Raw genomic sequence first — 22,964 nt, 5'->3', positions numbered from 1 at the left:
GGAGACCTGAAAGGAATTCAAAGGTTGGCCGCACGGGCGGTCTCCCTTCTCCCCTTGCGGTAGAAGATGGCATAGGCGGCCTTCAGGCCGCCGTTCTTGAGAACGCCGAAGCTTAGCTTCGGCTACGGCGCCGGATGAGGGGTATCTCTCCGCGAGCTCAATTTCAGAGAGGAAGCGCGGAGAGATACCCCTCACCCGTCTCGCCGCTCCGCGGCGTGCTCCGTCTCACGTAAACAACGTCGGCTGTTGCCGGGCCGCGCGCTCCTGCGCTTCGACGACCGCGACGGCGGTCATGTTTAGGATGCCGCGCGCCGTCACCGAGGGCGTGAGGATGTGTGCGGGGCGCGCCGGGCCGACCAGGATCGGGCCGACGGGCAGCGCGTCCGCCAGCGACTTGATCATCTGATAGGCGACGTTGGCGGTGTCCAGGGTCGGCATGATCAGGATGTTGGCCTCCCCCTCCAGCTTGGAATGCGGCAGCACCATCCGTCGCGCAGCCGCGGAGAGTGCAGTGTCGCCCTGCATTTCGCCGTCGGCTTCGATCTCCGGATGCTTGTCCTTCAGAAGCTGGGTCGCCAGCCGCATCTTGCGTGAGGAATCGGTGTCGTAGCTGCCGAAATCCGAATGCGAGACAAAGGCGATCTTCGGCTTGATGTTGAAGCGCTGGACGTGGACCGCGGCGAGCGAGGCGATCTCGGCAAGCTCCTCCGCGCTCGGATTGGGGCGGACTTGCGTGTCGGCGATGAAGAAGGCGCCCTTGCTGGTGATCAGCAGCGCCAGCGCCGCGTAGTCGCTAATGCCAGGCGAGAAACCGACGATCTCGCGGACATGGCGCAGATGGCTCATGTAGCGTCCCTCGACGCCGCAGAGCATGGCGTCCGCCTCCCCGCGCGTGACCGCGAGCGCCGCGATCACCGTGTTGTTGGTGCGCCCCACGGTGCGAGCCGCATCCGGCGTCACGCCGCGGCGGCCGGCGACCTCGACATAGGACTGCACGTAGGACCGGTAGCGCGGATCGTCCTCGGGATTGACGAGGTCGAAGTCCTTGCCGGCGCGGATCGAGAGACCGAAGCGCTTGATGCGCGCCTCCACGACAGACGGGCGGCCGACCAGGATCGGGCGTGCCAGGTTCTCCTCCAGCACCACTTGCGTGGCGCGCAGCACGCGCTCGTCCTCGCCTTCGGCATAGATCACGCGCACCGGCTGGGTCTTGGCCTTGGCGAACATCGGCTTCATGACGAGGCCGGAGCGGAAGGCAAAGCGCATGAGCTGCGCGGCATACTCGTCGAAATTGGTAATGGGGCGCGTCGCGACGCCCGACTCCATCGCAGCCTTCGCAACCGCGGGCGCCACGCGCAGGATCAGCCGCGGATCGAACGGGCTCGGGATCAGCGAGCCCGGACCGAAACCGCCCGCTTCGTTGGTTTCGACCCCCAGCGCCACCGCATCCGACGGCGCCTCGCGCGCGAGCTGCGCGATGGCCTCGACCGCGGCGTGCTTCATCTCCTCGTTGATCGCGGTGGCGCCCACGTCGAGCGCGCCGCGGAAGATGAAGGGAAAGCACAGGACGTTGTTAACCTGGTTCGGAAAGTCGGAGCGGCCGGTGCAGATCATGGCATCGGGACGCGCTTTCCGCGCCTCCTCCGGCATGATCTCCGGGGTCGGGTTGGCGAGCGCCATGATCAAGGGCTTGTCGCCCATCGCCTTCGCCATCTCGGGCTTGAGCACCCCTGGTGCCGAGAGGCCGATGAAGATGTCGGCGCCGCCGATAACATCGCCGAGCGTGCGCTTGTCGGTCTTCTGCGCATAGACCGCCTTCCAGCGGTCCATCGTGGTGTTGCGGCCCTCATGCACCAAGCCGTCGATATCGCAGACCCAGATGTTCTTGCGCTGCGCTCCCATCGACACCAGGAGGTTCAGGGTTGCGATCGCAGCCGCTCCTGCCCCCGACGCCACGATCTTGACGTCAGACAGCTTCTTGCCGTTCAGCCTGAGGCCATTGGTGATGGCAGCGGCGACGATGATGGCGGTGCCGTGCTGGTCGTCATGGAAGACCGGGATCTTCATGCGCTCCTTCAAGCGCGTCTCGATCTCGAAGCACTCGGGTCCGCGGATGTCTTCCAGATTGATGCCGCCGAAGGTCGGCTCGAGCGCCGCCACGGTCTCGACCACGCGGTCGATGGTATCGGCGGCAATCTCGATGTCGAATACGTCGATGCCGGCGAACTTCTTGAACAGAACCGCCTTGCCTTCCATGACGGGCTTGGAGGCCAGCGGGCCGATATTGCCGAGACCAAGCACCGCAGTGCCGTTGGAGACCACGGCAACCAGATTGGCCCGGGTGGTCAGCGTGGCGGCTTCCGCCGGATTCTTGGCGATCTCGGTGCACGCGGCGGCAACGCCCGGAGAATAGGCCAGCGCGAGGTCGCGCTGGTTGGCGAGCGGCTTGGTCGCCTGGATCTCGAGCTTGCCGGGGCGCGGCAGACGATGGTAGGCGAGCGCCGCCTGGTGGAGATCATCAGAATAGGACGACATGCGGTGTCTCGCCTCGCGTTACCGGCCTCGAAAATGCACGATCCGGAGCGCCTGTCCAAGCGGACCGTATTTCCGGGTCATGGAAACGGGATGAAGCACGCCGGGTACCCCGGTGGCAACATCCGATTGCGCGCCCATCAACAGGGCGCGCGGTCAAATATTTGAAAACCATAGCTTTCCCTGGACCGCGCGGCGTTTCGCGAATATGGCAGGTTGCGTGGTTCGAAACGAGCAACTGGGGCACGGAAATGAAGCGAATCCTGATCGGCCTGATCGCACTCCTCGTGCTCGGCGCGGGCGGATGGTTCGGCTTCAACCTCTACGCCCAGCATCGGGCCACCGCCGAGGTCGAGGCGGCGTTCGAGCAGGTGCGCGCAGGCGGCGGCAGGGCGAGCCACGGCAAGGTCGAATTCGAGCTCGCGACCCGGACGCTGACGATCGAGGACATCAATGTCGAGCCCGCCGAGCCGCAGCTCGCCAACGTCAAGATCGCCAAGGTCACAGCCGTTGGTGTGCGCCAACCCGGCGAGGCGCGCTTCTCGGCGGACAGCATTGAAGCGTCGGAAGTCGAGTTCGCCTTCACGTCCAACGAGCGGGCGAAGCTGACAGCCAAGTACAAGATCCCGCAGATCAGCGCGCGCGACGTTTCCGGCCCGACGCGTGCGGCCGGCGCGCCGCTGACCGGCTCAATTATCGACATGTACCGGTTCATGCTCGCGCAGTACGCGACCGTCTCGGCGTCCTCGATTGCAATGCCGACCATTGCGGTCAACGTGGATGCGGGCAGTGGCAATCCGGGCAGCGGCGATTATGTCTATTCGGGCCTGTCGATCCAGAATGTCGACGGCGGCAAGATCGAAACGGCGAAGACGAACCGCGTCACCTATTCAATCGACCTGGCCCAGCCGGGCAAGCCCGCGAAAATGACCGGCGAGCTATCCGGTCTGACCATCTACGACTTCGACGCAACCGCTGTACGCGCCGCGCTCGATCAGCAAGGGTCGGGCGACGACAGCTTCCACCGGATCTATCGACGCATCTCGGTCAACTCATATGTGGTGACGACGGCACCGGGCACGCGTCTGCAGGTCGACGGCATCAGTTTCGACGACATCGCCATCCGGCCCTCGAAATTCCGCCCGGCCGAGATCATCGCGCTGGTCCCCAACGACGGCTCGATCCCGACACCGGCCCAGTCGCGCGACATCCTCGAGAAGATGGCCGATTTCTTCGAGGGTTTTCGGATCGGCAAGGCCGAGATCGGCAAGCAGACGGTCGAGACGCCGCAGGGAACGGGACGGCTCAACGCGATCACATACGATCAGGACAAGATCGCGCTGGAAGGCCTCGACATGCCGCTGCCGCAGGGCCAGCTCAAGATGGAGCGCTTCGCGCTGAAGTCTTTCAGCGCCGCAAACCTGTTGCGCTGGGCGGCTGGCCTTCGAACTCCAGGGCAGCCGCCCTCGCCCGATCAGATGCTGGGCCTGTTCCGCGTGCTCGAAGGCGCCGAGATCAAGGGCGTGGCTGCGCCCTTCAAGAACACGAAGAAGCTTGTCACGATCGACACGCTGAGCCTGAACTGGGGGCAATTGATCGGATCGATCCCGAGCAAGGCCCATGTCGTTGCCAAATTCGTCACGCCGACAGACCCTTCCGATCCGAAGCAGCTTCCACTCGTCCTCGGCGGGATCGACAAGGTCGCGATCGACCTCGACCTTGGCGCGGCGTGGACCGAGTCAGCCAACAGCTTCGCCGTGGCGCCGGCGACGCTCGATATTGGAGGTATCGCGAGAGCGCAGCTGCGTATCGCGCTCAACAACGTGCCGCGCGAAGTCTTTTCAGCCGACCCCGCTCAGTTCATGGGTCAGGCCGCCCGGATTGAGGCTGAATCGCTCGAATTGTCGGTGCGCGACAATGGTTTCGTCGATTCAGCGGTGGCGCAGAATGCACGGGGGCGAAATGTCAGTCGCGACGAGGCGCGCCGGACGCTCGTCGACAGCGTCAGGGCGTACCGAGCGGACGTCGCCGCCGCCAATCCGGAGGCAGGCACGGCGGTGGATGCGATCGCAAGCTTTGTCGAGACGCCGGGCCAGACGCTCGTCATCAAGATCGCGCCGCGCGCGAAGGCGCCGCTGATGCAGTTGATGCAGCTTTTCAATGCGGACCCGGAGGGCGCGCTGGCGCAGTTCAGGATCGAGGCGTCGACGGGGCTGTGAGGCCGCTGCGAAAGCGGTGGCAGTTGAACTGACGAAAATCCCTCCCCGTCATTGCGAGCGCAGCGAAGCAATCCAGAGTCCCCCCGCGGAAAGATCCTGGATTGCTTCGCTGCGCTCGCAATGACAGCGTGGAGAGAGCCTTCCCCGCGTCCGCCTTCGCTGAAGCTTCGGCGAGACAAGCGCGGGGAGAGGCAAAAGCCTCATTTCTGCGGCAGGTTCACCCGCACATGCAGCTCGCGCAGCTGCTTGGTGGTGGCTTCCGACGGAGCGCCCATCAAGAGGTCCATGGCCTGCTGGTTCATCGGGAACAGCGAGATCTCGCGCAGATTCGTGGTGCCACAGAGCAGCATCACGATGCGGTCGACGCCCGCGGCCATGCCGCCATGTGGCGGCGCGCCGTACTGGAAGGCGCGGTACATGCCGCCAAAGCGCTCGACCACTTCCTGCTCGCCGTAGCCTGCGATCTCGAACGCCTTCACCATCGCTTCCGGCACGTGGTTTCGGATGCCGCCCGAGGCGATCTCGTAGCCGTTGCAGGTGATGTCGTACTGGAACGCCTTGATGGTCAGCGGATCCTGGCCCTTCAGCGCCTCGAGACCACCCTGCGGCATTGAGAACGGGTTGTGCGAGAAGTCGACCTTCTTGTCGTCCTCGTTGTATTCGTACATCGGGAAGTCGACGATCCAGGCGAGCTCAAACCGCTCCTTGTCGGTGAGGTTCAACTCCTCGCCGACCTTGTTGCGGGCAAGACCTGAGAACTTCCAGAACTTGTCGGGATCGCCGGCAACGAAAAAGGCAGCATCGCCCTCCTTGGTGCCGAGTTGCGCGCGGATCGCAGCGGTGCGCTCAGGCCCGATGTTGTTCGCGAGTGGACCTGCGCCCTCGCCGCCCTCGCGCCACATGATGTAGCCGAGGCCGGGCTGGCCCTCGCCCTGCGCCCACGAGTTCATGCGGTCGCAGAAAGCGCGGCTGCCGCCGCCCGGCGCCGGGATCGCCCAGACCTGGTTCTTGGGGTCTTCGAGCATGCGCGCAAAGACCTTGAAGCCGGAGCCGCGGAAGTGCTCGGAGACGTCCTGCATCTCGATGGGGTTGCGCAGGTCCGGCTTGTCGCTGCCGTATTTGCGCAAGGCTTCGGCGAACGGAATGCGGCGCCAGCCCTTCGTCACGGGCTTGCCCTTGGCAAACTCTTCGAACACGCCGGTGATCACAGGCTCCATCGCTGCGAACACATCTTCCTGCGTCACAAAGCTCATCTCGACGTCGAGCTGGTAGAACTCGCCCGGCAGACGGTCGGCGCGCGGGTCCTCGTCGCGGAAGCAGGGCGCGATCTGGAAGTAGCGGTCGAAGCCCGACATCATCAAGAGCTGCTTGTACTGCTGCGGCGCCTGCGGCAGCGCGTAGAATTTTCCCGGATGGATGCGCGAGGGCACCAGGAAGTCGCGCGCGCCTTCCGGCGAAGACGCGGTCAGGATCGGGGTATTGAACTCGAAGAAACCCTGCCCCTCCATGCGCCGGCGCATCGACTTGATGATCTCGACGCGCGTCATGATGTTCTGATGCAGCTTCTCGCGACGCAGGTCGAGGAAGCGGTACTTCAGGCGGATATCTTCAGGATAGTCCTGGTCGCCGAACACCGGCAGCGGCAGGGCGCCGGCCGGGCCCAGCACCTCGATCTCGCTGATATAGACCTCGACCTTGCCGGTCGGCAGGTCGTCATTGTCGGTGCCCTCGGGGCGGCGGCGGGCCTTGCCGTCCATCCGCACCACGAATTCCGAGCGCAGCTTCTCGGCCAGCGAGAATGCCGGCGAGTCCGGGTCGACCACGCACTGGGTCAGGCCGTAATGGTCGCGCAGGTCGATGAACAGCACGCCGCCATGGTCGCGAACGCGATGGACCCAGCCCGACAGGCGGACCGTCTCGCCGATGTTGCTCTCGCGGAGCGCGCCGCATGTATGTGACCGGTAGCGATGCATGGTCGTCCCAAAATCAATGTCTGAGGAAGCGAATCGAACCGCCTGTCGTGGCCGGTCCGAGATTGCGGCAGGGGTTACCCCGGCAGAACCGGGGCGGCAACCAAGGGAACGGCCTGTTTTGGACCTCAGATGCCCATTTTTGGCTTATCCGAGGCCGAACCTTTGCCGATTGACGTTCCAGCCCTATCTTGAGGTCATGACGGTACATTTCCCCTTCCAGAACTCCTATTCGGCGCTGCCGGACAGCTTCTTTGCCCGCGTTGCGCCGACCCCGGTCGCGGCCCCCCGGCTGATCAAGCTGAACCGGCCGCTGGCGATCCAGCTCGGGCTCGATCCCGATCTGCTGGAGACGGCGGAAGGCGCGGCGATCCTGGCCGGCAAGACGGTTCCCTCCGGGGCCGATCCTATCGCCATGGCCTATGCCGGCCACCAGTTCGGGCATTTCGTGCCGCAGCTCGGCGACGGCCGCGCTATCCTGCTCGGCGAGGTCATCGACAGCGACGGCGTCCGCCGCGACATCCAGCTCAAGGGAAGCGGCCCCACCCCGTTCTCCCGCCGCGGCGATGGCCGCGCCGCGCTCGGGCCAGTCCTACGCGAATACATCGTCAGCGAAGCGATGTACGCGCTCGGCATCCCGACCACGCGCTCGCTCGCCGCCGTCGTCACCGGCGAGCACGTCATCCGCGAGACCGCGCTGCCCGGCGCAGTGCTGACGCGGATCGCCTCCAGCCACATCCGCGTCGGCACCTTCCAGTTCTTCGCCGTCCGCCGCGACACCGAGGCGATCCGCCGGCTCGCCGATCACGTCATCGCCCGGCACTATCCGGAGCTGGTGCAGGCCGAGCGACCCTATCACGCCCTGCTCGCCGCTATCGTCGCGCGCCAAGCCGAGCTGATCGCGCGCTGGCTGCTGGTCGGCTTCATCCATGGCGTGATGAACACCGACAACAGCTCCATCTCGGGCGAGACCATCGACTACGGCCCCTGCGCCTTCATGGACGCCTACAATCCCGCCCAGGTGTTCTCCTCGATCGACGAGATGGGTCGCTACGCCTATGCCAACCAGCCGCGCATCGGCTTTTGGAATCTGACGCGTCTTGCCGAATGCCTGCTGCCGCTGTTCTCGGACGAGCAGGAAAAGGCGGTCGCCGAGGCGCAAGAGATCCTCGGCGCGTTCTCCGATCAGTTCAGCGACGCCTACCAGGCGGGCCTGCGCAAGAAGGTCGGCCTGTTCACGATGCGCGACGGCGACGAGGCCCTGATCCAGGACCTGTTAGATACCATGGCCAAGAACCACGCCGACTTCACCCTCACCTTCCGCAAGCTCGGCGAGGCCGCAGGCGATGACGCCGCCGACGTTCGGGCGCAGTTCATGGAGCCCGCAGCCTTCGACGAATGGGAGGGCCGTTGGCGCGCGCGCATCGCGCTGGAGTCGCAAGGCGCCGTCGAGCGGCAGGCGGCCATGCACGCGGTCAATCCCATGTTCATCCCGCGCAACCACCGCGTCGAGGCCGTGATCCAGGCCGCGGTGAACGACGACAATTACGCGCCGTTCGAGGAGCTGGTGCAGGTGCTGGCCAAGCCATTCGAAGACCAGCCGGAGTATGCGGCCTATGCCGATCCGCCGCTGCCGGACCAGCGGGTGTTGCAGACGTTCTGCGGGACGTGAGGCGGGTTCGACCGCGCACCACCATCTCTGATTGATGCACGGCATGGATTGCGCCTTGCGCGGTCCATTCCAGTCCCGCGAGCCTTGTGGACACGTCCCGCCCGCGGGAACCGCTGTCATCAAACTGAAACACACGCGCTCTAACCGCCTGTCAGGGTCGTCTTGCCGGAGGCGTCCGTCTCCTCGAACAGTCCTGACAGGCGCGCATGCCCTTCAAATTCATCCACCTCACCGACACGCATCTGGCGAATCCCGGCTCGACGCTCTACGGGCTCGACCCGCGCGCCCGGCTGGACGCGGCGATCGCGGACATCAACAAGCACCAGTCCGACGCTGCATTTGCGGTGGTGACCGGCGACCTCACCCATTGGGGCGAGGCTGACTCCTACGCCAACTTCGCCGAGGCGATGGCTGCGCTGAAGATGCCCTACATCGCCATGGTCGGCAATCACGACCGCCGCGTGACCTGCCTCGACGCACTGAAAGCGGCGCCGCGCGATTCCAACGGTTTCGTGCAGGGCACGCGCACCACCGAGCACGGCCTGTTCGTCTTCCTCGACACGCTGGACGAGACCAGCCATGCCGGCGAGATGTGCGCAAGGCGCCTCGGCTGGCTCGCGAGCACGCTTGCCGCCGCGTCCGCAGGCCAAGAGTTCGTCGTCTTCATGCATCATCCGCCCTTCCCCGTGGGCGTCCACGCGATGGACGAGATCGGGCTGAAGCAGAGCGCCGAATTCGCGGAAGTCATCGCGCCCTATCGCGCGCGCATCCGCCATCTGTTCTTCGGCCATGTGCACCGGCCGATCTTCGGCAGCTACGGCAAGATTCCGTTCTCGACGCTGCGCGGCACCAATCACCAGGTCTGGTTCGAGCTCGATGCGAACGCGCCGCATCTCGGGAGCCACGAGCCGCCGGCCTATGGTGTCGTGCTGATCGACGGCGACAATCTCGTGGTGCACAGCCACGACTTCCTCGACCAGAGTCTGCGCCTCCCCTTCGCGCCGCCCGCGGGAATGGACGGGCGCGACTATGCGCTCAAGTTCGCGGCGGTGAGATGAGCCTTGCCGAACCCGCGGCTCTCCCGGTCGCGACCTCCGCGGCGGCGCGGCCGGATGTCCTGAAACGCCTGATCGTCCGCTTCAAAGCCTCGCTGCCGGCCTATCTGCTGCTGCTGCCCTCGCTGGTCTTCCTCGCGCTGTTCACCTATGGCGCGATGGGGCGGGTCCTCATCGACGCGCTCTATCAGCGCGCCACGCCGAAAGCGCCGGTGCGCTTCGTCGGCCTCGACAATGTCAGCGCGGTGCTGGCCGACCCCGCCTTCACCGGCGCCGTCGTCAACAATCTCGTCTACGCAGCCGGCACCGCAATCCCGAGCATCGCCCTGGCGCTGTTGTTCGCGCTGGCGCTGTCGCGCACCCATGCCGTGAGCAGCGCGCTGCGCGCCGCGCTGTTCCTGCCGGTGCTGATCCCGATGGTCGCGGCGTCTGCGCTGTTCCTGTTCATCTTCCTGCCCAATGTCGGCTTGATCGACTATTACATCGGCCGGCTGCTTCCGGTGCTGCCGAACTGGCTCGGCGACCCCGACATCGCGCTTTACGCGATCATGGTCATCACGATCTGGAAGAATGCCGGCTATTACATGCTGTTCTTCCTCGCCGGCCTCCAGGCCGTGCCCGAGGATGTGATGGAGGCAGCCCATCTCGACGGTGCCGGCCCTTACATGCGCCTGCGCCACATCATCCTGCCGGAGCTCAAGCCCACCTTCCTGTTCGTCACCGTCATCGCAATCCTCAATGCGGTGACGCAGGTCGACCACGTCTTCGTCATGACCCAGGGTGGCCCGTCCAACGCGACCAATCTCGTGCTGTTCTACATCTACCAGCAGGCGGTCGAGCATTACGACATCGGCAAGGCCTCGGCGGCGACGCTGCTGACGCTGGCCGCGCTGATGGGCCTCACTGCCCTGTCCTTCCGCACCATGGCGAACCGCGAGGGCGGGCCATGAAGCTGTTCGACTGGCTCTACAAAGACGCCCCGCTCGCGACAAGGGGCGAGATCACGCCGAAGCTCGGCTTTGCGCTGACCGTGCTGCTCGCGATCGTCTGGCTCATCCCTTTTCTATGGATGGTCGTGGCGACGCTGCGCCCGGCCTCCGACGGAATCAACGCCATGGCCGAGCTGATGCCGAGCCTCAAACCCACGCTCGACAACATCAGGGATGCCTGGGAGATCGGCGACTTCCCGCGCTACACGCTCAACACCACGATCATCTGCGCCGGCATCTTGCTGGTGCAGTTCGTCACCATCACGCTGGCGGGCTTTGCCTTTGCGCGCCTCGCCTTCGTCGGCAAGACGCTGATCTTCTACCTGTTCCTGATGCAGCTGATGCTGGTGCCGGTGCTGCTGATCGTGCCGAACCTGAAGCTCGTGGCGCAGCTCGGTCTCTACGACACGCTCACTGGGGTGATGATGCCGTTCTTCGCCTCGGCCTTCGGCACCTTCTTGATGCGCCAGGCGTTCGAAGCCATTCCGACCGAGTTGGAAGACGCCGCCCTGATCGACGGCGCCAGCCTGCTCCAACGCATCCGCCACATCTACGTGCCGCTGTCGATGCCGAGCTTCTCGGCCTTCGCCATCATCTCTGTGCCCAGCCACTGGAACGACTTCCTCTGGCCGCTGATGGTGATCAACTCGCCGGACAAACGGCCGCTCACAGTGGGCCTCTCCGTCTTCACCAAGACCGCCGAAGGCACCCAGGCCTGGGGCACCATCGCTGCGGGCACGTTGATGGTGATCGCCCCGCTGCTCGTCACCTTCCTGATCTTCCAGAAGCGCTTCATCAGCTCTTTCGTCACCTCAGGCATCAAATAGGAGATTTTCCGATGCTGTTTTCCCGCAGGCTCGTACTCGGCCTTGCCATAGTAGGCACACTGGCCGGCGCGCTCGCCCTTCCGGCCCTCGCCGGCGAAGGTCCGACCGAGGTCGATTTGTTCTTCCCCGTCCCCGTCGACGGCAAGCTCGCCCGCGACATGGGCACCTTGATCAAGGAGTTCAACGAGACCCATCCCGACGTCAAGGCGACCGCGGTCTACACCGGCTCCTATGACGACACGCTGATCAAGACGCGCGCCGCCATCAAGGCCGGCAAGCCGCCAGCCGCCGTGATCATGTCCGCCAACTTTCTGCTGGACATGCAGATCGAGAACGAGCTCACCAATCTCGATGCGCTGATCAAGGCGGACGGCACCACCAAGGAGCAGTTCCTCGGCCAGTTCTTCCCGGCGCTGCAGGGCAACGCGGTGATCAATCGCTCGGTCTACGGCGTGCCGTTCCACAATTCGACGCCGCTGCTCTACATCAACGCCGACAAGGCCAAGGAAGCTGGCCTCGATCCGAACAAGCCGCCGCAGACCTGGGCCGAGCTCACCGACTGGGCCAAGAAGCTGACCAAGCGCGAGGGCGACAAGGTGACCCAATGGGGCATCGCGATCCCCTGCGCCTACGACTATTGCGGCTGGATGATGGAAACGCTCACCATGAGCAATGGCGGGCGCTACTACAACGAGGAGTTCGGCGGCGAGGTCTATTACGACACGCCCTCGATGCTGGGCGCGCTCTCCTGGTGGAACGACCTCATCTACAAGCACAAGGTCCACACGCCCGGCGCCACGCCTGGCCCTGCCGTCAGCACCTCCTTCATATCAGGCAATGCCGCGATGATGATGCTGTCGACGGGCTCGCTCACCTATGTGCGCGACAACGCCAAGTTCGCCTACAAGGTCGCCTTCATCCCCCGCAACGTTCGTAACGCGGTGCCGATCGGCGGCGCCTCCCTGATCATGCCGGCCGGGCTCGAGGCCGACAAGCAGAAGGCCGCCTGGACGCTGATCAAGTGGATGACCTCGCCCGAGAAGAGCGGCTGGTGGAGCCGCGCCACCGGCTATTTCGCGCCCAACATGGCCGCCTACAAGACGCCCGAGATGGTCGAATTCCTGAACAAGAACCCGGACGCCAAGACCGCCGTCGAGCAGCTCGACGTCGCCAAGCCCTGGTTCGCGACCTACAAGACCGTGCCGGTGCGCAAGAATCTCGAGGACGAGGTGATGCTGGTCCTCAACGGCAAGAAGCAGCCGAAGGAAGCCCTCGCCGCCGCCCAGAAGGCCGCCGACGAGACGCTGAAACCGTACAACGCGGAGACCTCGCTGAAGCTGCCCTAAGACCGGCACTTCATCGCACCAACATTCATTCGGCGCTCCGTCAAGCGGGGCGCCGAAATCGTTTAGGGCGCCCCAATCATATTAACCCGGCGTCCACCATGCGGCCGTGCCTGCCGCCGGTAACCATTGCAATTAACAGACCCTCAACGCACCCCCGACAAATCTATCAATGTTTCTGGAGATTTCGCCGTGGATCTGTTGGTTTTCGAGTTCCTGGGACTGGCGCTGGTTGCCATGTGCGTGGTCGTGGTCGCGCTGCCTTGCGCCCGCAAATCCTCGCACCGGATCCGCTACGAATAGGAATTTGGTCGGAAAACGCGATTCCAGACTGGATGCAAGGCTCGAATTCGCATCGAGCCCCTTGACATCACAGCACTTTCGGCAGAACGGCTGATACCAAGTGTCATGGGCCGTTCATGGATTTGATTACCACCACCGCTGACCTCGCGGCTGCCTGCAGCCGGCTGGCCAAGCATCCCGTCATTACCGTCGATACCGAGTTTCTGCGCGAGACCACCTACTACCCGCTGCTGTGCGTGGTGCAGATGGCCAGCGCCGAGGAAGCCGTCGTCATCGACACCCTGGCTGCCGGCATCGATCTCAAGCCGTTCTTCGAGCTGATGGCCAACGAGAGCGTGCTGAAGGTCTTCCACGCCGCCCGCCAGGACATCGAGATCATCTGGCATCAAGCCAACATCATCCCGCATCCCGTGTTCGACACCCAAGTCGCCGCGATGGTGCTCGGCTACGGCGACAGCATCGCCTATGACGCCCTGGTTGAGAAGGTGACCGGCCACCGCCCGGACAAGACCCACCGCTTCACCGACTGGTCGCGCCGGCCGCTGACCAAGGAGCAGATGCATTACGCGGTGTCCGACGTCACGCATCTGCGCGACGTATTCGCAGCGCTCGACGCCGACCTCAAGAAGCGCCGCCGCAGCGAATGGGTCTCGATCGAGATGGAAGTCCTGACCTCCCCCAGGACCTACGACTTCCATCCCGAGCGCGCCTGGGAACGGCTGAAGACGCGGGTGCGCAAGCCGAAGGACCTCGCGGTGCTGATGGAGGTCGCGGCCTGGCGCGAGCAGGAGGCGCAGAGCCGTGACGTGCCGCGCGGCCGCGTGCTGCGCGACGAGGCGATCACCGACATTGCGACCCACGCGCCGACCACGCTGGAAAAGCTCGCCCATCTGCGCTCGGTGCCGAAGGGGTTCGAGAAGTCGAAATGGGGCGCGGACATCGTCGCCGCGGTCGAGCGCGGGCTGGCGCGGGATTTTTCGACGCTGCCGAAGCTGGAGAAGCCGCGCAACAATTCCAATGGCGCGGCCATCGTCGAGCTTTTGAAGGTGCTGCTGCGCATGACCGCCGAGCGCCACGCGGTCGCCAGCAAGGTGATCGCGACGGTCGATGATCTCGAGGAGATCGCGGCCGATGACGAGGCCGACGTCCCTGCTTTGCGCGGCTGGCGCCGCGAGCTGTTCGGCGATGCCGCCTTGAAGCTGAAGCGCGGCGAGCTGGCCCTGGCGATCGAGAAAGGCCGCGTGATCGGGGTCCAGCGGGCGTAGGCGACCCGCGCGTTCATTGCAACGATAGCAGAGCCCGTCCCTCATCCTGAGGAGCGCGGAACGCGCGTCTCGAAGGATGAAGGTCCGGCTCTTGGCCTCGCCCTTCGAGACGCGCGCAAAGAGCGCGCTCCTCAGGGTGAGGGTCCATCATCTCCGATGCCGCCGCTTACGCCGGGGTCAGCTTTGCCACTTCGCCCTTCATGTCGTTCAGCACACCCGAGATCGACGCGACCAGGTCGTCGATCTCAGTCTTGTTGACGATCAGCGGCGGGCAGATGGCGATGGCGTCCAGCATGTTGCGCGAGATCACACCGCGCTCCTGGAGCATGCGGCTGGCGATGCCGCCGACCGCGCCGGGCGTCGCGGCCGCTGTCTTGCGGCCCTTGTCGAGCACCAGCTCAATCGCCGCGATCATGCCGACGCCACGGACCTCACCGACCAGCGGGTGGCTGGCGAGCTCGCGCAAGCGGCCCTGCATATAGCCGCCGAGCTCGGCGGCATGCGCGACCAGGCCACGCTCCTCGATGATCTTGAGGTTTTCGAGCGCAATGGCCGAGCCGACCGGATGGCCGCCGGCGGTGAAGCCGTGGCCGAGCACGCCGATCTTGTTGCTCTCGTCGGCGATCGGCTCGAACATGCGCTCGTTCAACATGATCGCCGACAGCGGGAAATAGCTCGAGGTGATCTGCTTGGAGACCACCATCGCATCCGGCTTGATGCCGTAGGTCTCGCAGCCGAACATCTTGCCGGTGCGGCCGAAGCCGCAGATCACCTCGTCGGCTACCAACAGGATGTCGTACTTCTTGAGGACCTTCTGGATCTTATCCCAATAGGTCGGCGGCGGCACGATGACGCCGCCCGCCCCCATCACCGGCTCGCCGAAGAAGGCCGCGATGGTGTCGGGCCCCTCCTTCTGGATCAACGCGTCGAGCTCCTCGGCCCGGCGCGTTGCGAACGCTTCCTCGCTCTCGCCTGGCGCGCCGTCCTTGTAGAAATGCGGCGAGCCGGTGTGCAGGATGTTCGGCAGCGGCAGGTCGAACGAGCGGGGATTATTGGGCAGCCCGGTGAGGCTGGCCGAGGCGATGGTGACGCCGTGATAGGCGCGCAGGCGGCTGATCACCTTCTTGCGCTGCGGTTGGCCGAGCGCGTTGGAGCGATAGGCGATCAGCTTCAGCACAGTGTCGTTGGCTTCCGAGCCGGAGTTGGTGAAGAACACCTTGCTCATCGGCACCGGCGCGATCGCAACCAGCTTCTCGGCGAGGTCGATCGAGGGCCCGTGCGACTTGGCGGAGAACGTATGATAGAACGGCAGCGCCTGCATCTGCTTGTGGGCGGCCTCGCCCAGCCGCTTCTCGTTGAAGCCGAGCCCGACGCTCCACAGGCCGGCCATCGCCTCGAAATAGCGCTTGCCGGACGCATCGAAGACGTAAGGACCGTCGCCACGCTCGATCACCAGGGGGCCGGCTTGCTGATGCGTGCGCGCGTTGGTGTAGGGATGGAGCTGGTAGGCCACATCCCGGGCCTCTTGCGAATTGGGCAGCATGGACATTTGCGAAGATCCTTGAAATCGTCATGTCGCGGGCGTAGCCGGCGTCATCACTCGATGATCAACTACCTTGGCTATTGCGACAGCGCAGAACTTGCAACGCCAATTCGTCGGCAGCAAGCGCTCAGCAGCGTTGCACAAGGCCGCAGATGACACAGCAGCGCATGGCAACGCCGCGCAGACGGTAGCCGCACGTGACAGGACCGCACCGGACAGAGCCGAATTCGAGGCAGCTCTCACGCCGCGTCGTCGTCATGCCCATCGTCCGCGCCGGCAGCGGCTTCCCTCACCTCCACCAGCGCCATCGAGAGCAGGTAGACCGTCGTCGGCAGACCAAGCCTGCGCGCCTTCTCGACGGCATGCGACAGATCGCTCGCCAGCTCCTTGAGCTCGTCTCCCCGTGACAATCTTTCACCCCGTCCACCGGTCGCGGCTGCCTACGCCGCAACGACGCCGCTGGTTCTGATCAGTTCGGCGCTGGACTGAACTGTAGCAAAATTCCCGATGACATTCACTACCGCATGCTTGTAGGCGGCGGCATCGCCCGTTCCCGGCTGCCGGCAAGCCACGGCATCAGTGACCACCTGGAAGCGATGGCTGCGATGAAACCCGTCGACGGCGGTGGCCAGAATGGTTTCGTCCAGGGAAAAACCAATCAGAATACAGCGCACATTACGGATATTGGACATGTAGTCCACAAACCGCGACGAGCTGTAGGCAGACGGCAGCGGATGCTCGAACGTCAGCTCTCCCGGTCGCGGCTTGGTCTCCGCGATCCAATCGGTCAGCCTGGATGCCGGATTGAACCAGGCCGCCTGCGCGATGCGCTTCAGATGCATCACCGGCCACAAATTGCCACGCCACAGCATCAGAAGTTCCAGGCAGCGCGCGGTAGCGGCATCGCCGTCGAGGATGACGTGGCGACGCCCGGGGGTCAGATATTCGATCTGGAGATCCGCGCAGACCAGGATCGGCGGATCATCGTGCATGGAATCCAGCATTGTCTTGCGCAAGGCTGCACCAATTTCAGCGGTCGGCGAGCGCGAGGTCCCGCAGCGGTGAGGTCACCGCACGCCCTGCCGAGGCGTCGAGCACGCCCGGCCGGTCCCAATCGCCCTCGGGACGAATGATCACATAGGGATCGCTGTCCAGCGTGATCGCGTCCGGGCCCGGCTCGATCTCCAGCAGCATCTCCGTGTAGGAAAAATCCGAGAACGTGATCTTGCGATTATGGCCGAGCGGCTTGGCGCCGAAATGTGCCCAGAAATCGACCAGCCTGTCCTGCGCCTGACCGTAGATCTTGCGAAAGCCCTTGCGCTTCACGTAGTCGACGCTCGCCTGCACCAGCTTGAACGAGACGCGCGAGCGCCGATATTGGTGTCGCACCGCAAGCCGCTCCACCTTGGCGAAGTCGCCGAAGAAGCGCCCCCGCAGGCAGCCCGCAGGCTCGTTGCCGACGAAGCCGATGAAATGCGCCGCGACCATGTCGTTGCCGTCGAATTCCTCCTCGAACGGACAATCCTGCTCGGCGAGATAGACCGCGGAGCGGATGGCGGTGACCAGCATGAGATCGCTTGGATCGCGCGCAAGCCGGATCGTGATGGCGCGGGAACAGGGCTTGGCGACAGGAATCCTAGTACCGTGCATCTGCAAAACTCCTTGCTTGGATGATCGCGCCCGGCATGCCCATCGGCTGCCGATGCCAGGGCCGCTCGTAGCACCAGAGGTCGGGCTGGAAGCTCGGGACCGGCACGAAGCCCGTCGCCTTCATGATGTCGCGTCCGGCCACCGTTGACGGCTGCGCATAGCAATCCGCGCCGCGAAACCTTAGCTGTCTGAGATGCGCCGCAGCCTTGCCGAGACCAGCGATGCCACGCCCCGTCGTCGCGATCGCCCAGATGTAGATGGCGGCGACATCTTCCTTTGCGGAAGCCAGATACTGCGCCTCGGGCGCCGTGAGGCAGATCTCGTCGAGGAGCAGCGCATCGTGCCCGCGGTCATTGAGAAACAGGAACGCCATGCCGCCGACGAGCCGGCCCTTCCGGCTGAACGTCAGGATGCTCTGCGGATCGAACGCGAAGTATCGCGCAAGCTCGGCTGCCCCGATCCGCACGCCCGGCACCAGCCGGTGCGCCATCTCCGCAAGCGCGGCAATTTCGGCAAATTGCGCGCAGCGCACATCGACATCGGAGCTCAGCGGCAAGGCATCGAAATCATGCCTTGCGGCAAACGAGCCCCTTTCCATACTCATATCACGCCTCTATCGTTCGAGGCTTTCGTGCCCCGCTATGCCGATGAGCTTAGCGGCTGGGGATCAGGAGTATGCAGCAGTTATTGCACCGGGGTGCTGCGGTGACGCAGCGCCGTGAAGAAATCCTGGACGCGTCCTGGGACGATTTGAAGCTGTTTTTAGCTTGCGCAAAATATAAAAGTTTTCGCAACGCCGCCGAGGAGCTCGGGCTGACTTCCACCACGCTGATGCGGCGGATCGATCGGCTCGAAGAGAGCATCGGCTGCAAGCTGTTCCTGCGCGACCAGAGCGGGCTCACGCTCAGCGATGAAGGCACCGCGATGATCGCTGACGTTGCGCATATGGAGCGTCATGCCTTCAACGTCTTCCGCCGCGCCGCGCGATCGTCCAACGACACGGCGGGCACCGTGCGTGTCGCGGTGACGGAGGGGCCTGGCAATTTCTGGATCCTGCCGCGACTGATCGACTTCCAGAAGACCTACCGCAGGATCACCGTCGATCTGCGCTGCGCGATGGAGCAGGCCGACGTCGCACGGCTCGAATCGGACATCGCGATCCAGCTGGAGCCGCCGACCAATCCCGACCTGATCGTCGCCAAGCTCGGCCGTCTCCACATCTACCCCTTTGTCTCCAAGGAGTACGAGGATCTCTACGGTGTGCCGGCGACGCTGGCGGAGCTGAAGAACCACCGCATCATCAAGCAGAGCGCGCCGCAGGTCGACGACGGCGCCTATGCCCGCGTGCTCGGACTGAAGTCGCTCGAGGGCATCGTCGGGATCAAGACCAATTCCTCGGTCGGCGTGCTCTATGCCGTCGAGCGCGGCGCCGGCATCGGTTTCCTGCCGACGGTCTCGATCGCGCTCGGCGCGCCGCTGATCGCCGTCGATCTCGGCGTCAGCCACCACGCCGATCTCTGGCTGACCTATCACCGGGAATTCCGAACCTCCGAGCGCCACAAGATCGTGGTGGACTGGCTGAAGAAGATCTTCGATCCCAGAACCTACCCCTGCTTCCGCGACGAGTTCATCCACCCGAACGCGCTGGTGCCGATGATGACGGCCGCGCGTGAGGGGTTTGGGGTCGCGGGATATGTCGCGACGACCCCGACATAGGCGGGGCGAGAGCGTTTTCGAGCGAAGTGGACTCGGTTCGCGTGAAGAAAACGCGTCAAACGAGAATGTAGAGCCCCGCTCCGATCGCATCGGAGCGGAAATGGCTCTTAAGCGCGATGAGATTTAGATTTAGATGAATCGTCATCGCGCTTTAGGTAGTTGTTTGTGCATGATCTTTCCGGAAAACCGCTTCGGACTTTTACGGATCATGCTTTAGCTTCCGCTCACCATCGATATTCGAAGCCGACGGTGCCCTGATGCGACGTCAGCGCGCTGCGGAACTTGCCGTCGTAATTGACGTAGAGCCGCGCCACGCTGGTCAGGCTGAGTGAAGCCGAGGCGCCGGCATCTGCGCCGTAACGGCTCTCGCCGATTCCGGGAACGACGATGCTCTGGGTCCCCAGGCTGACCTGGATCGATCCGAGGTCCTGGTGGAAATTGTCGACGAACTTGCCGTAGGCGGAGAGGTCGAGGACCTTCTGGTCGATGATGAAGTAGCGGCCGATCTCGGCCCCGATCATGACGCGTGCGCGCGACAGCGTCGTCGAGCCGACGTTGAGCGGATCGAGGCCGCCGGTCTCCTGGAACGCCGCGCTGGTGGCGCGCACATATTCCAGTGCGCCCTTGGGCACGATGCGCAGCTGGTCCTTGGTCCAGTAATAGCTGATCTCGGTCAGCGCGCCGTCGATCGTGGCGCGATAGCCTGCAGTCGCAAGGCCAAGGCCGGTGTCGCGACTGGAGCGGACCTTGCCGAAGCCGTGCACCAGGGCAAACGCCCAGGTCCACGGCCCCTTGTCGACCGAGCCGTTGAAGCCGATTTGCGTCAGGTCGAGCGTCGCCGATTGCAGCGCCAGCGGCACGTCGACGTCGGTGTGGCTCTGGTCGACGGAGAAGCCGAGATTGATGCCGGGAGCCACGCGCGCGCCAAAGCCGGCGACTCCGCCAACCGTCTTGCGCTTGTCGCCGACGAAGTCCCCTTGCGGGTCGGCGCGGACCGAGATGCCGTAGCCCTCGAACCAGGTGCGGTAGCGCGGATCCTCGGTGCTCGCCGATGCACCGCCGCCGCCGGGATTGGTCCGGAACGCCCGGTTGACACCGCCCGATGCCTGGTTGCCGAGCCGCTCCAGGAAATTCGAGCCGAGATTGAGCGCACTGCTGCCGGTCGACTGGTCGTAATTGGTCGATGTCGGCGATGGCACCGGGATCGGGGTTGGTGACGGCGTGGGCGTCGGGGTCGGCGTGGGCGTCGGGCTTTGTGCCAGGACTGGCGATGCGGCTGCCATCGTCACGACGATCGCAAACGCCATCGCGATCGCTGCGGCGACCCGGCGGACGCGGTCGAGCCCGCTCGTCGGCCGTATCCCGGAGGGCTGCGACCTGCAGCGCATGACGACAAATCCCGAAGCCAATGGCGGTCCGCAAAAATGCAATACGCGCGACGCGCGTGTGCGGCGATTTGTGCCGAACTGCCACGGAGGGTCAACCGCTTGGCACGCTGTCGCCGAGCCTATTGCCCTCCATTGTGGTTCCCCGGCCACAGGTCGCAAATAGCAGACGATGGTACCCGCCCTGGTTCTTGAAAATAGGGCGCGGCTTGCTAACGCGCGATTTTCATGTTGCAATATCGGACACAATCGGGAATTGGCCGCTTGGCTGTGCGTTTCGTGACGTTGATATCTGAACAGACTTCCGAAAGCCCGTTTGTGGCGTGGCACGCGAAAAAGCGGCCGCGTCTTTTTTCTATCTAGTGGAGGAGACTAGCGATGCCGCAAAAGGGCACCGTCAAATGGTTCAACCCGACCAAGGGCTATGGGTTCATCAAGCCGAACGGCGGCGACAAGGACGTGTTCGTCCATATCTCCGCAGTCGAGCGTGCCGGACTCTCCACCCTCAACGAGAACCAGGTGGTTGAATACGACCTCGTGGAGAACCGCGGCAAGACATCCGCGGAGAACCTCAAGGTCTCCTGACGTCTCTCACGCTTGTGAGAGACGATGACGTTGCCCCCGGCTCTGCCGGGGGATTTTGTTTGGAAAGACCGCGCGCGAGGCTACGCGCCTCAGCTCACCACCGGCGCAATCAGAAAATTCTCCGACGCCGCACTGCCCGCAGTCCTGCAGACATCGCCCTCGATCCGGACCTTGCCGGTGGCAAGCAGCCGCAGTGCTTCGGGATAGATGCGGTGCTCGACTTCGAGAATGCGCTCCGACAGCGTGTCGGCGGTATCGTGGTCGCCGACGGGAACCGCGCCCTGCATCACGATCGGGCCGGCATCGGTCTCGGGGATCACGAAATGCACCGTCGCGCCGGACAGCTTCACGCCGGCGCGCAGGGCCTGGCCGTGCGGGTCGAGGCCGGGGAAGGACGGCAGCAGCGAGGGATGGATGTTGAGCATCCGTCCGTACCAGGCCTTTGTGAACTCGGCCGTGAACAGGCGCATGAAGCCGCCGAGGCAGATCAGCTCGATGCCGTGCTGGTCGAGCGCGGCCTGCAGTACTTTCTCGAAGCCGGCGCGGTCCTTGCCGAACGGCTTGCTCTCGATCACCAGCGTGTTGACGCCGGCCGCCTTGGCCCGCTCGAGTCCGAGCGCATCGGTCCTGTTCGAAATGACGAGCGAGATCTCGGCCGGAAAATCCGCAGCGCTTGCGGCCTTGATCAGCGCGGCCATGTTGGAGCCGCGACCGGAGATCAGGATGGCGACGCGGCGCTTCGTCACGGCGCCAGTCATCATAGCGCCATGTCGAGGTGGCCGTTATAGACGACGCGGTGCTCGCCCTCGGCCGGGATCACGGTGCCGAGCTGCGCCACGGTCTCGCCGGCATCGGTGAAGACCTCGATCACTTTGTCGACCTTGTCCGGCTCGACGATCGCGATCATGCCGATGCCGCAGTTGAAGGTGCGCAGCATTTCCAGCTCGGCGATGCCGGCCTGCGCGGCCAGCCATTTGAACACCGGCAGCACCGGCAGGCGCGCCAGATCGATGCCGACGCCGAGGTTGTTCGGCAGCACCCGCGGAATGTTGTCGGTGAAGCCGCCGCCGGTGATGTGGGCGAGCCCCTTCACCGCGCCGGTCTCCCGGATCGCGCGCAGGCAGGATTTGACATAGAGCCTGGTCGGCGTCAGCAGCGCACCGCCGAGCGTCATGACCGGCGCGAATGGCGCCTGCGCCTCGAAGCCGAGGCCGGACTGCTCGACGATCTTGCGCACCAGCGAGAAACCGTTGGAATGCACGCCCGACGAGGCGAGACCGATCACGGCGTCGCCCGCCGCGATGTCCTTGCGCGGCAGCAGCGTACCGCGCTCGGCCGCGCCGACGGCAAAGCCGCCGAGGTCGTAATCGCCGTCCTTGTAGAGTCCGGGCATCTCGGCGGTCTCGCCGCCGATCAGGGCGCAGCCGGACTCCCGACAGCCCTCCGCGACGCCCGCGACGATCGCCGCCGTGGCCTCCGGGTCGAGCTTGCCGCAGGCGAAATAGTCCAGGAAGAACAGCGGCTCGGCGCCCTGCACCACGAGATCGTTGACGCTCATGGCAACGAGGTCGATGCCGATCCCGCCATGCAGCCCGGTCTCGATCGCGATCTTGACCTTGGTGCCGACGCCGTCGGTCGCGGCCACCAGGACGGGGTCCTTGAAACCGGCTGCCTTGAGGTCGAACAGGCCGCCAAAGCCGCCGATTTCGGCGTCGGCGCCGGGACGCGCGGTGGCGCGCACCATCGGCTTGATCAGGGCGACCAGGCGGTTGCCCGCGTCGATATCGACGCCTGAATCGGCGTAAGTGAGGCCGTTTTTGCGGTCGGTCATGCCCGATTTCCAGTGGGTTTGCGGCTGGTTACGTCGAATTCCGGGGACGCGCAATGGCTCGCATGGCGCACCGCCCTAT

The 22,964-nt window shown here is 64.6% G+C and carries 19 protein-coding genes; 9 read left to right on the top strand and 10 right to left on the bottom strand.

The genetic code is table 11. The features are described from left to right. Positions 1-225: 225 nt before the first annotated feature. A complete protein-coding gene (locus X268_RS13115; protein WP_128925344.1) occupies positions 226-2,535 on the bottom strand; it encodes an NADP-dependent malic enzyme in 2,310 nt (769 codons plus the stop codon). Positions 2,536-2,783: 248 nt separating this feature from the next. On the opposite strand from X268_RS13115, the gene X268_RS13110 reads away from it, so the two are divergent. Further along, complete coding sequence (locus tag X268_RS13110; protein ID WP_128925343.1) at positions 2,784-4,751, top strand: hypothetical protein; 1,968 nt, start codon at positions 2,784-2,786, stop codon at positions 4,749-4,751. Positions 4,752-4,951: 200 nt separating this feature from the next. Here the strand turns inward: X268_RS13110 and aspS are convergent, their stop codons facing one another. Continuing rightward, positions 4,952-6,724 (bottom strand): aspartate--tRNA ligase, encoded by a 1,773-nt coding sequence (aspS, locus tag X268_RS13105; protein ID WP_128925342.1) that lies wholly within the window; start codon positions 6,722-6,724, stop codon positions 4,952-4,954. Positions 6,725-6,920: 196 nt separating this feature from the next. Here aspS and X268_RS13100 point away from each other — a divergent pair, with 196 nt between their 5' ends. From X268_RS13100 to rnd, 6 genes are all read left to right on the top strand, one after another. Further along, a complete protein-coding gene (locus X268_RS13100) occupies positions 6,921-8,393 on the top strand; it encodes a protein adenylyltransferase SelO (protein WP_128925341.1) in 1,473 nt (490 codons plus the stop codon). Positions 8,394-8,599: 206 nt separating this feature from the next. Continuing rightward, positions 8,600-9,451, top strand: coding sequence for a phosphodiesterase (locus X268_RS13095; protein ID WP_128925340.1), 852 nt, complete (start codon positions 8,600-8,602; stop codon positions 9,449-9,451). After that, on the top strand, positions 9,448-10,398 hold the full coding sequence (locus X268_RS13090; RefSeq protein ID WP_128925339.1) for a carbohydrate ABC transporter permease: 951 nt from the start codon (positions 9,448-9,450) through the stop codon (positions 10,396-10,398). The genes X268_RS13095 and X268_RS13090 overlap by 4 nt, the downstream gene beginning before the upstream one ends. Beyond that, positions 10,395-11,264 (top strand): carbohydrate ABC transporter permease, encoded by an 870-nt coding sequence (locus X268_RS13085; RefSeq protein ID WP_128925338.1) that lies wholly within the window; start codon positions 10,395-10,397, stop codon positions 11,262-11,264. The genes X268_RS13090 and X268_RS13085 overlap by 4 nt, the downstream gene beginning before the upstream one ends. 11 nt (positions 11,265-11,275) lie before the next feature. After that, positions 11,276-12,610, top strand: coding sequence for an ABC transporter substrate-binding protein (locus tag X268_RS13080; protein ID WP_128925337.1), 1,335 nt, complete (start codon positions 11,276-11,278; stop codon positions 12,608-12,610). Between the two features lie 416 nt (positions 12,611-13,026). Continuing rightward, on the top strand, positions 13,027-14,175 hold the full coding sequence (gene rnd / locus X268_RS13075) for a ribonuclease D (RefSeq protein WP_128925336.1): 1,149 nt from the start codon (positions 13,027-13,029) through the stop codon (positions 14,173-14,175). Between the two features lie 166 nt (positions 14,176-14,341). Here rnd and X268_RS13070 read toward each other — a convergent pair whose 3' ends face one another. The 5 genes from X268_RS13070 to X268_RS13055 form a co-directional block, all read right to left on the bottom strand. Further along, positions 14,342-15,724, bottom strand: coding sequence for an aspartate aminotransferase family protein (locus tag X268_RS13070; RefSeq protein WP_128925335.1), 1,383 nt, complete (start codon positions 15,722-15,724; stop codon positions 14,342-14,344). 233 nt (positions 15,725-15,957) lie between these two features. Next, positions 15,958-16,128 (bottom strand): hypothetical protein, encoded by a 171-nt coding sequence (locus tag X268_RS39375; RefSeq protein WP_164937700.1) that lies wholly within the window; start codon positions 16,126-16,128, stop codon positions 15,958-15,960. A gap of 30 nt (positions 16,129-16,158) precedes the next feature. Continuing rightward, positions 16,159-16,722 carry an isochorismatase family protein gene (locus X268_RS13065; protein WP_128929241.1) on the bottom strand — a complete coding sequence of 188 codons (564 nt, stop codon included), beginning with the start codon at positions 16,720-16,722 and terminating at the stop codon, positions 16,159-16,161. Between the two features lie 25 nt (positions 16,723-16,747). Beyond that, positions 16,748-17,368: a GNAT family N-acetyltransferase gene (locus tag X268_RS13060; RefSeq protein WP_128925334.1), complete on the bottom strand. Its 621-nt coding sequence runs from the start codon at positions 17,366-17,368 to the stop codon at positions 16,748-16,750. Further along, positions 17,355-17,972: a hypothetical protein gene (locus X268_RS13055; RefSeq protein WP_164937699.1), complete on the bottom strand. Its 618-nt coding sequence runs from the start codon at positions 17,970-17,972 to the stop codon at positions 17,355-17,357. Before X268_RS13055 ends, X268_RS13060 begins: the two co-directional genes overlap by 14 nt. A gap of 71 nt (positions 17,973-18,043) precedes the next feature. On the opposite strand from X268_RS13055, the gene X268_RS13050 reads away from it, so the two are divergent. Then, positions 18,044-19,084 (top strand): LysR family transcriptional regulator, encoded by a 1,041-nt coding sequence (locus tag X268_RS13050; RefSeq protein WP_128925333.1) that lies wholly within the window; start codon positions 18,044-18,046, stop codon positions 19,082-19,084. 224 nt (positions 19,085-19,308) lie between these two features. Here X268_RS13050 and X268_RS13045 read toward each other — a convergent pair whose 3' ends face one another. Beyond that, a complete protein-coding gene (locus tag X268_RS13045; RefSeq protein ID WP_128925332.1) occupies positions 19,309-20,472 on the bottom strand; it encodes an autotransporter outer membrane beta-barrel domain-containing protein in 1,164 nt (387 codons plus the stop codon). Between the two features lie 375 nt (positions 20,473-20,847). Here X268_RS13045 and X268_RS13035 point away from each other — a divergent pair, with 375 nt between their 5' ends. Continuing rightward, entirely contained in the window at positions 20,848-21,054 is a 207-nt protein-coding gene (locus X268_RS13035; RefSeq protein ID WP_057757870.1) for a cold-shock protein, read from the top strand. A gap of 89 nt (positions 21,055-21,143) precedes the next feature. Here the strand turns inward: X268_RS13035 and purN are convergent, their stop codons facing one another. Both purN and purM read right to left on the bottom strand, forming a co-directional pair. Next, a complete protein-coding gene (gene purN / locus X268_RS13030; RefSeq protein WP_164938127.1) occupies positions 21,144-21,812 on the bottom strand; it encodes a phosphoribosylglycinamide formyltransferase in 669 nt (222 codons plus the stop codon). Continuing rightward, the gene (purM, locus tag X268_RS13025; RefSeq protein WP_128925330.1) at positions 21,812-22,885 is read right to left on the bottom strand and encodes a phosphoribosylformylglycinamidine cyclo-ligase; all 1,074 of its coding nucleotides are present in this window, start codon (positions 22,883-22,885) and stop codon (positions 21,812-21,814) included. The genes purN and purM overlap by 1 nt, the downstream gene beginning before the upstream one ends. Between the last annotated feature and the right edge of the window lie 79 nt (positions 22,886-22,964).

The sequence above is a fragment of the Bradyrhizobium guangxiense genome (assembly GCF_004114915.1).
Taxonomy (GTDB): domain Bacteria; phylum Pseudomonadota; class Alphaproteobacteria; order Rhizobiales; family Xanthobacteraceae; genus Bradyrhizobium; species Bradyrhizobium guangxiense.
Note: the sequence above shows the minus strand (reverse complement) of the source record. Positions and strands in the feature narration are given on the sequence as shown.